Genomic DNA, 9601 nt, shown 5'->3' on the forward strand with positions numbered 1-9601 from the left:
TTGCGGTTATTGGCGGGGGGAACTCCGGCGTTGAGGCAGCGATTGACCTTGCGGGTATTGTAAACCGTGTAACTGTACTTGAATTTGCTCCAGAGCTTAAAGCAGACGCTGTGCTTCAAGATCGTCTTTACAGCCTGCCGAACGTTACGGTAATTAAGAATGCCCAAACCAAAGAAATTACCGGAACGGACAAGGTTAACGGTATCTCCTATATCGATCGTGAATCAGGAGAAACACACCATGTTGAATTGCAAGGTGTATTTGTACAGATTGGTCTTGTACCGAACACTGACTGGTTAGCTGATACGCTTGAACGCACCCGCATGGGTGAAATCGTGGTAGACAGCCATGGCGCTACAACGATACCTGGTGTGTTCGCTGCCGGTGATTGTACGAATAGTGCTTATAAACAGATCATCATCTCGATGGGATCTGGTGCTACAGCAGCCCTAGGCGCTTTCGATTATCTGATTCGTCATTAATCATATCGTCATAAGTAACAACCCTCACTTATAGAAAGTGAGGGTTGTTTGTTTTGCAGGGAAGTTTATTGATGATAAAAATTGGTACAAGATCCTTCCCTCATTCTGGCCTTCAATTTCGCAAGGCAGATGAGATACACTTCTGTAAAGGTAAAATGGCATTCTGGTCCATAAGGGACGAGAGTATTTATGAATACTCACAATGCAGGAAGCATCCTCCTCTATGAAAAAAATATTTTCACCAAATCATTCAGTGCAAATGGGAGATTTATCCGTTATACTGCTAGTAATAAAGGAGGATGACACCATGGGTTACATAGAAGAGGCGTCGAGAGAGCTGTACAGCTATATTCCGCCTCTAACGAAACAGGATGATTTTGACGAGTTCTGGGAGACCACCATCAAGCAGGCCAAAGAGGTCCCGTTGGAGCCGCAGAGGGATTGGGTTGATTACCCTGCCCGCCACGCAAAGGTATATGAAATCTCTTATTGTGGAATGGATGAGACCCGCATTCATGGCTGGCTCATCGTTCCGGCGTTCATGAAGAAGGAAAAGTATCCTTGCCTGATCCATTATCACGGCTTCAACGGCAGCCGGGGGAAGCCTTGCGAGCATATGCACTGGGTGATGATGGGAATGGCCGTATTGTCCGTAGACTGCCGCGACCAGGGGGGACGGACAGGCAACAACGCATCCTATTCTCACGGCTTTACGATGAATGTAGCAAGTAAGGGTGTACATAATAAATGGGAATATTATTTCCGTTATGCGTATATGGATGCCCTGAAGGCGATTGACTTCGCCTGCGCCCAGGAGGATATCGATGCTTCGAAGATCGTCATCGAAGGCGGAAGCCAGGGTGGAGCGCTCGGCACTGCGGTAACGGCGCTGGACGATCGACCGGTGCTTTCGATGGTGGATGTGCCAAGCAACAGCAATCTCGTCTGCCGGGTTCAAGGGAATCATGGGGCTTTTGGGGCGGTGGCCGAATACCTGAAGAAACATCCGGAACAGACCGACCTCGTGATGGACAACCTGAGCTATTTTGACACAATGAACATGGCCGACCGGATCTCATGCCAGGTGCTCGCCAGCGTTGCATTAAAGGACGAAATATGTCCGCCGCAGATGTACTTCGCCACTTATAATCGGATCACAAGCAGCAAAGACGTCGTCATTTATCCTTTTAACGGGCATGAGGGCGGAGGCTCCGGCCAAACGGAGATCAAGCTGGAGTATTTGCTGAAGCATTTCCCTGACTGGTTCACGAATTAAGATAAATCATGAAAAAAAGGCTGAGATCGATCGGATCTTGCCAGTCACCGGATGAATGCAGGAAAGAACGAACATACGCAAGGCAGGGGAGGAACGGCGCCATAAAAGGCGGCGTTTCTTTTTCTTTGAATTAAGTGATTTTGTTCTATGAAATCATCATTTTGTGTATGACGCTTAGAAGGGTATTGTGCTACGATGTCTATGTCGCTTTCGTATTTGCGAAAATGAAAGCGCTTTTCTTTATCCGGCCGGTAGAGTCTATGTTTTTCCTATGAGAGGTTCACAGATCAAAGGAGGCGAATGATGAAATGAAAAAAGGCGGGCTGTGGAAAATCGGAATGGTGGCAATAATGCTGGGAACTCTTCTTCCTGCAGGAACGGGCAGCGCTGCCACGTCAGTGACCGAGGTACCGTATGCTATGGATTCAAGCAACCAGGCGGGCTGGTGGTCGCCGCTCGATACGTATGGAACGGGGGCCGAGTACGCATATATGGCTTATAACGCTCCCGGAAGTGTCGAGTCAACGCACAAGGTGTATATCGCCCGCCGGGATGGAAACGGGGAATGGTCGAACATTCCGGTGATGGACGGAAACAAGGTTGCGGAGTACGTAGACGATGTGGGGCACAATCAACCGTCGATCGCCAGGGACGGGAGCGGAAGGTTCCACGTGTTTGCTTCAATGCATCACGAAAACTGGCATTACTTCCGGTCCGATACTGTTGGGGGACCGCCGCAAAACCATTCCTCCGACCTGCCGACGCCAGACACGTTCAAAGGCACTTATCCTATATTGACCACAGCTCCGAACGGAGATGTATACCTGATGATCCGGTCAGGCGAAGATGCCGCTGGCATTCGGTCAGGTCAGCTGTTCCGCTGGGATAACGCGGCTTCCACGTGGTCCAAAGTGGGTGTAATCGGCTCGGCTCTGAACAGATCGTTCTACCCGGACGACCTCGTGTTCGATGCGAATGGTGATCTGCATATCCTGTTCGAGTGGGCCACTTTTGCAGCAAGTCCGCTGCGGCATGAGTTGTCTTACGTCAAATACAGCCCGTCAACGGGCAAATTCACGAAGGCTGACGGCAGCGCCGTCTCGCTGCCGCTCAAGCCGGGAACCGCAGATACCGTTCAGCCGCTTGCGCCGAGCGAAGTGTATGTTCAAACGGGAAGCGATCCGGGAGGACCCGGTGTGCAGAGCGCCAAGTTGGCACTCGATTCGGCGGGCAATCCGATCGTAGCATACCGGTATCGTGAAGAAGGAAGCACATCCTTCTCGGTGAAATATGCATCCTATGCAAACGGCAGCTGGAAACGTCAAACGGTATTTAATGCAGCAGATACGAAGGCAACCATCGACATTACGTGGGCAGGATCAGGTCCCCGGGTGTACTACGCTAAAAGCAGCGGCACGGACCGTGCATTCATGGCTGCTCCATCGGGCAGCAGCTGGACCCAAACCTCCCTTGCACCAGGCAAGCCGATCGAACGGCTCAGCGTGAAACGCAATGATAAGGGCGTAGATATTCTGTATCTCGCAGACATCACCAACCGCAAGCTTTATTACGGCAGGAATTAAAAAAAATCTACGGAAAGCCGCAAATTTTGCGGTTTTCTTTTTTATATATATAACTTTTATGTCAATAGAACGATTTGATGCATTTTGTCGATTCGGCATCCTACATATTTATGCTATTCCTTGAATATTCTTATCTACCGACAATATCTGAGATATAATAGGAGCACCAGAGTATAAAGGAGTCTTCATGATGCGGAAATGGCTCAGTCACCTCGTTCCCCACAAATTGAAGTATCGGTTGTTTGCCGTGTTTGCACTTGTTATTTTGCTTCCTTTCAGCGTTTTGAATATGTACAACTATCAGAAAATCGAATCGCTCGTCCAAGACAAAATCAGTGAACAGAGCCATGAGCAGTTGGACAATCTGCACCGTTCACTCGAGGATCAGCTCAGCATCGCATTTAAGACGTTGATTTTTCTGGAGCAGGATTCGGAAATCAAGCGCATCCTTCAGCAGCCGGAGGAACGTTCGGTTCTGGACAACAAGGAAATCATGGAGGACAAGTTTAAAGGGCTCAATAACAGTTTTTTTCTGTATAATCCGTCCGTCTATTTTACGCTGCTGGATAACAGCGGTCATGTATATACGTCTTTTCCACCGAATAAGCCCCTGAATTACAGCCAGATTGCTTCAAATCCGTCATTCCAGACGCTGAAGGAGACCCGAAGTTCCTATATTTGGGTGTCAGATGATGCCAATTACGTCTCCAAGGATATCAGCAAAAGCCCTACACTGCTATCCCTGTATGCAGAGCTGCGGGACAACAGAAACCGGCCTTACGGCATGGCTCGCATCAGTATTGATTTTTCGTTCTGGTTTCAATCGATGCTGCAAAAATCCGAGAGTAATCAGGCCTACTTCATGATGACCCGTTCCGGTGAGGTAATCGCCAGGTCGATCCCCGATTCTACGCTCTCTCCGGAAGCCTTGCAGGAAATCGTTAGCCTGCCGCAAAACGGTCACTGGACTGATGAGCAGTCCGACTCGCTAGTCAACTACAGTTATTTGTCTTCTCTGGATTGGTATCTCGTGGACCGGATTCCACTCGATCTGTTGTTCAGGGAGATCGAAATGTTGAAGAAGCAGTATTTCGTAACGTTTTTTGCTATCACTGTCGCGTTTATTGCGCTTGCCTTTATGATTGCCCATGCGTTTACAAGGCCGCTGTCCCATATGCAGCGAAAGATGAAGGAAGCGGTCCGGAAGGATCTCTTGATCCGGCTTCCCGAGAAGCACTATAAGGGTGAAATATTGGAGCTGACCCGAACGTTTAATACGATGATGGTCGACATGAACGAATTGGTCCAGCGACTGCGAGTTGAAGAAAGGCAGAAAGACGCAGTACATTTTCAAATGCTGTTAGCCCAGATGAACCCCCATTTTCTGCTCAATACGCTCAATACGATGAAGTGGATCGGGCTTCGGGGAGGGAACGAGGAGATCGTGGAAATATGCCTGTCTCTTGGGAAGCTGCTGGAAACAAGCCTCAACTCGGATGTAGACCTGATTCATCTGCGGGACGAAATCGAACTCACACGCGCATTCCTCTACATTCAGCAGGTGAGATACGGGAACCGCTTTCAGGTGGAGTTCAGCTATGATGAAGAGCTGATTTACGCGCTGGTCCCGAAGCTGAGCCTGCAGCCGCTGGTTGACAACGCAATTCAGCACGGCATCGGCAATATGGCGGAAGGCGGGCGGATCCTGATTCGAATGGGACGCAGCCCGCACCTGCCGGACAGGCTGGTGCTTGAGGTCGAGGACAATGGCGTCGGGATTGAGCAGTCCAGCAAGAATCGTGACAAAGGACGCAAGCGTCCGAGCATTGGACTGCAAAATGTTAGGGAGCGGCTGCGCCTTTTGTTCAAGGACAAAGGGGAGCTTGAGATCATACCGCTCGAGAAGGGGACGCTGTGCCGCATGCATGTGCCGGTATTGCTGTCCGAGCCTTATGAAAATGCACAGTCAACGATATTATCCAGCTGACAAGGAGTGAATGCGATGTGGAAGGTACTGCTGGTGGAAGACGAGACATTCGTACGGGAATCGGTCAAAGAAATCATCCGGTGGGAGGAGATGGGGTTTACGCTTGCCGGCGAAGCAAGTAATGGTATGGAAGCGCTGCCGATGATCAAGGACGATCCGCCGGATTTGGTGCTGTGCGACATCGTGATGCCGCAGATGGATGGCCTGCAGCTGCTGCAGGAGACGCGGAAAGCCGGAATCGCTTCCAAATTCGTCATGCTGACCTGCCTCGGTGATTTCGAATCGATGCGCAGAGCAATGGAGTATGGAGCATCCAATTATATTTTGAAGCTGTCCATGAGTGTCAAGGATCTGCGGGAGACGCTGGTGAAGGTGAGCAGTGAGCTGACTGCCCAGCGTTCCCCGGCTGAGCGTCCGGCGCTTCCGGCTGCGGCGGCGAGGGAGAAGATCACGCATCCCGAAGTGAACAAAATCATGGACTATATCGAACAAAATTACGATCAGGACATTACGCTCAAATCGCTCGCCCGGTACGTTATGATGGGGGAGAATTACGTCAGTGCCCTGTTTAAAAAGAAAACGGGAGAAACGCTGATCCATTACCTTCATCGGACGAGAATCGAGAAAGCAATCGAATATTTGACGACAACGGATCTTCCGGTCAACCGGATTTGCCAGAACGTCGGGTTCATGAACGATAACTATTTCATTAAGATATTCAAACGGATGACGGGGATGACTCCAAGCCAGTACCGGATGAAGCAATAGAACAAATATGTATATCTTGCTGCCGGTATAGATGTTGAACTGCGTATATCTGTTCCATGTAATCATGATTCTGTTACTTACGGCGAGACCCGCCGCTTTGCTATCCTTGATCTGCAACAAACAAATCTATTAGACGCGGGGGGCCTTCAATTGAGAAAAAAAGGTTGGCTAGCAGGATTCGTATCGTTAGTACTGATCACTGGCGTGATGTCGGGATGCTCCGGCGGAGGAAGTAAAGAGGGAGCCGATGGGGCGAATGGTAAGGCGGCATCTGCCTCAAGCACCGTTAAGCTGAAAATGTGGGGCGGAGTTCCGCCGGAAGCAGGGCCGCAGGAGGTCGTTGATTCCTGGAACAAGGAACACCCTGAGATTCAAGTGGAATACGTGCGGTATGTGAATGACGATGAAGGAAACCTGAAGCTGGATACCGCCATTATGACCGGCCAGGATGTGGACCTGTTCGTTAACTATTCCGCTTCTCAGGCAACGAAACGAGTAACCTCAGGAGCAGCGGCTGACTTGAGCGGCTTCACAGACTATAACATCGATGAGAAAATGGGCCATGAAGCTGAAAACTGGAAGATTAACGGCAAATACTACGGCGTTCCGACAACCAAGAGCTCATTCTTCGTTGCACTGAACAAGGATGCCTTGGATGCAGCGAATCTTCCGGTTCCTAAGGACTGGACCTGGGATGAAATGATGGAATATGCTAATAAGCTGAAAAAGGGCGATGGATACGGCTTCATACAGAACACGGAGCCTTTCGTTGATCCGATCGACTCGGTGCTCTCTAAGCATGGCTATACCAAACCGGACGGGACATCGAACCTGGATCATCCGCTGGTGCGTAAATGGCTTGAATCACTGAACGGCATGATGAAGGAAGACAAAACAACGCCGCCGCTCGGCGAGCAGCTGACGTCCAAAATGCCGGTTGAGCAGATGTTCCTCAGCGGTGAAGCGCCGATGCTGAACATTGGAGCATGGCTGCTCCGCAGTTCCAACAACTTCACTGATTATCCCCGCGATTTTAAAATTGCGTTTGCACCAGTGCCAAGACTTGAAGAAAATGCTGCTGACCATATGACACGCGGTGGTTTGGGCGATTATATCTCGATCAACTCAAATTCCAAGTATCAGAAGGAAGCATGGGAATTCCTGAAATGGTACGCGGACGGCGGCATGGCGCCGATGGCAGCCGGCGGGCGTCTGCCAGCCTCCAAGGATGCTGACCAGGACGCGGCGATGAAGAGCATGCTCGGAGACAAAGGGGACACTTACGATCAAGAATCCCTAATGTATGTCATGTTCGATAACAAGACGCCGACTTATGTCCGTACCGTTCCACAGGAAGTGATGGACCTGCGCTCGCAGGAATACGAGAAGTACTTCCTGGGAGCCCAGGATCTGGACGCAACACTTGCGGCTATGGTTCAACGTCATAATGAATATTTGAAATCCAATCCGAAAAAATAATCTTAAAGGGATGGCCAAGCTTGCTGGCCGTCCCTTTTCTCATTTTCGGATGAGTTCGAAAACTGACTAAGGATAGAACGATTTGATGACAAGGCGCCTTAGGGCGCTTTTTTGCATGGTTTTGTGATATGAAGACGGTGGTTTTGTTCCTTCTAAAGAAGTGCCCTAACTTGCTAGACTGAGAACATCAAATCAAGAAATGAGGGAAAAATGCATGAACAACAATTGGATGAGAAGGCAGCGCAGATTGGGTTACGTCTTTATCGGACCCAGCATGCTCGGCGTGCTGATATTTTTTCTCATACCGGCCGCATACTCTCTGGGATTGGTCTTCACGGATTATAAATTCATGAATCCTGAGGTGAATTTCGTCGGCTTCGATAATATTAAACGAATGCTGAGCGATGATTTATTTTACCTATCACTGAAGAATACCGCCATCTTCCTCGCGGCTGTACCGATATCCATTGCGCTGGGCTTTGTGGTTGCGGTTATCCTGAACCAGCGGATCTATATGAAAAAGCTGCTGCGCGCTCTGTACTTTATGCCGTACATCACGAGCGGGGTAGCTGTTGCCTTTGTCTGGATGCTGCTGTTTCAGCCAAAGCAGGGTCCGATTAACGGGTTTCTCCGCGCTATCGGCATCGATCACCCGCCCGGCTGGCTGTCGACAACGACGTCTTCCATGTTTGCGATCGATATTATCTGGATCTGGTTCCTTATGGGCTATAACATGATTATTTATCTGGCCGCACTGCAGGAGGTGTCTCCGGAACTGCTGGAGGCTGCGAAAATGGATGGTGCCCGTCCAACACAGCTGCTCCGCAAAATCATTTGGCCGCTTGTCAGCCCTACCTCGTTCCTGCTGCTGGTTACCGGTATGATCATGACGATTAAGACGTTTGGTATCATTCAGGCAACGACGCAGGGAGGACCCGGTAACAGCACGACGATCCTGTCCTTGTACGTCTATCAGAATGCCTTCAGGTATTACGAAATGGGATATGCCTCAACGATATCGTGGGCACTGTTTATCATTATCCTAATCATCACCGCAATCCAATGGATCGGACAAAAACGTTGGGTTCATTATTAAAAGAAAGAGAGGCCTAGAGCATCATGGAACTCAAAAAACGACTGTTGTCCGGCACAGCGGGCACGCTGCTGTTAACACTTGTCATGCTGGCGCTGGCCATCGTGATGATTATGCCCTTTATCTGGATGATCAGCACATCCTTGAAAACACCGGCTGAGGTGTTCAAATACCCGATTGAATGGATTCCTTCGAATCCAACGTGGGAACATCATGTGAAGGTCTGGACCGGCTCGAAGAACTTTGGCGTCTATTACCTGAACTCCCTGAAAATCTCCCTCATCGGTATGATCGGAGCCACATTTTTGTCAGCTTTTGCGGCATATGGATTCGCCAGAATCGATTTCAAGGGTAGAAACGGGCTGTTCATGCTCTACTTATCCATGATGATGATTCCACCACAGGTGCTGTTTGTACCCAAGTTCCTCATGTTTGAATGGGCAGGCATTTACAATACGCATTTGGCGTTGATTCTTCCAGCATTTTTTACGATTTTCGGCGTATTTATGCTGCGCCAGTTCTTTATGTCCATTCCCTATGAGATTTCTGAGTCGGCTTTCATTGACGGGGCCGGGCATTTCCGGATCTTCTTCCAGCTCATTTTGCCCCTTGCCAAACCGGCACTGGCTACCTTGGCCATCATCGATTTCTCCTGGCATTGGAACGATTACGAGAATGCGCTGGTGTTCCTGATTGACGAGCGGCTGTACACCATTCCGCTTGGACTCCAAAACTTTATCCTGGAAAACATGGTGGACTACAACGGCATGATGGCGGCAGCGTCTGCTGGTATTGTCCCTATGATCATTGTGTTCGCAATCGGCCAGCGCTACATAATTCAAGGCCTAACAAATTCTGCGGTGAAAGGGTGAGCGAAATGAGAAACGAGACGATACAATGCGACGTGACTGTAATTGGCGGTGGGCTGGCGGG

Annotated in this window: 8 protein-coding genes; all 8 read left to right on the forward strand. The window is 49.7% G+C overall.

The genetic code is table 11. The features are described 5' to 3' along the window. The coding region (locus BN1234_RS12970) for an FAD-dependent oxidoreductase (protein WP_170308038.1) at positions 1-482 on the forward strand (482 nt) is incomplete at its 5' end. Between the two features lie 307 nt (positions 483-789). Continuing rightward, positions 790-1758, forward strand: coding sequence for an acetylxylan esterase (locus BN1234_RS12975; protein ID WP_054957091.1), 969 nt, complete (start codon positions 790-792; stop codon positions 1756-1758). A 308-nt stretch (positions 1759-2066) separates the two neighbouring features. After that, positions 2067-3341, forward strand: a complete 1275-nt coding sequence (locus BN1234_RS12980) for a BNR-4 repeat-containing protein (RefSeq protein WP_211751806.1) — start codon at positions 2067-2069, stop codon at positions 3339-3341. A gap of 187 nt (positions 3342-3528) precedes the next feature. Next, the gene (locus BN1234_RS12985) at positions 3529-5328 is read left to right on the forward strand and encodes a sensor histidine kinase (RefSeq protein WP_245640167.1); all 1800 of its coding nucleotides are present in this window, start codon (positions 3529-3531) and stop codon (positions 5326-5328) included. 15 nt (positions 5329-5343) lie between these two features. Beyond that, positions 5344-6096 (forward strand): response regulator, encoded by a 753-nt coding sequence (locus BN1234_RS12990; protein WP_054957093.1) that lies wholly within the window; start codon positions 5344-5346, stop codon positions 6094-6096. Between the two features lie 150 nt (positions 6097-6246). Further along, the gene (locus BN1234_RS12995; protein ID WP_245640168.1) at positions 6247-7575 is read left to right on the forward strand and encodes an ABC transporter substrate-binding protein; all 1329 of its coding nucleotides are present in this window, start codon (positions 6247-6249) and stop codon (positions 7573-7575) included. Between the two features lie 214 nt (positions 7576-7789). Then, entirely contained in the window at positions 7790-8671 is an 882-nt protein-coding gene (locus BN1234_RS13000) for a carbohydrate ABC transporter permease (RefSeq protein WP_054957094.1), read from the forward strand. 23 nt (positions 8672-8694) lie between these two features. After that, a complete protein-coding gene (locus tag BN1234_RS13005; protein ID WP_054957095.1) occupies positions 8695-9540 on the forward strand; it encodes a carbohydrate ABC transporter permease in 846 nt (281 codons plus the stop codon). Positions 9541-9601: the final 61 nt, after the last annotated feature.

Origin of the sequence: Paenibacillus dakarensis (genome assembly GCF_001373415.1) — a bacterium.
Classification (GTDB): Bacteria; Bacillota; Bacilli; order Paenibacillales; family Paenibacillaceae; genus Paenibacillus_AQ; species Paenibacillus_AQ dakarensis.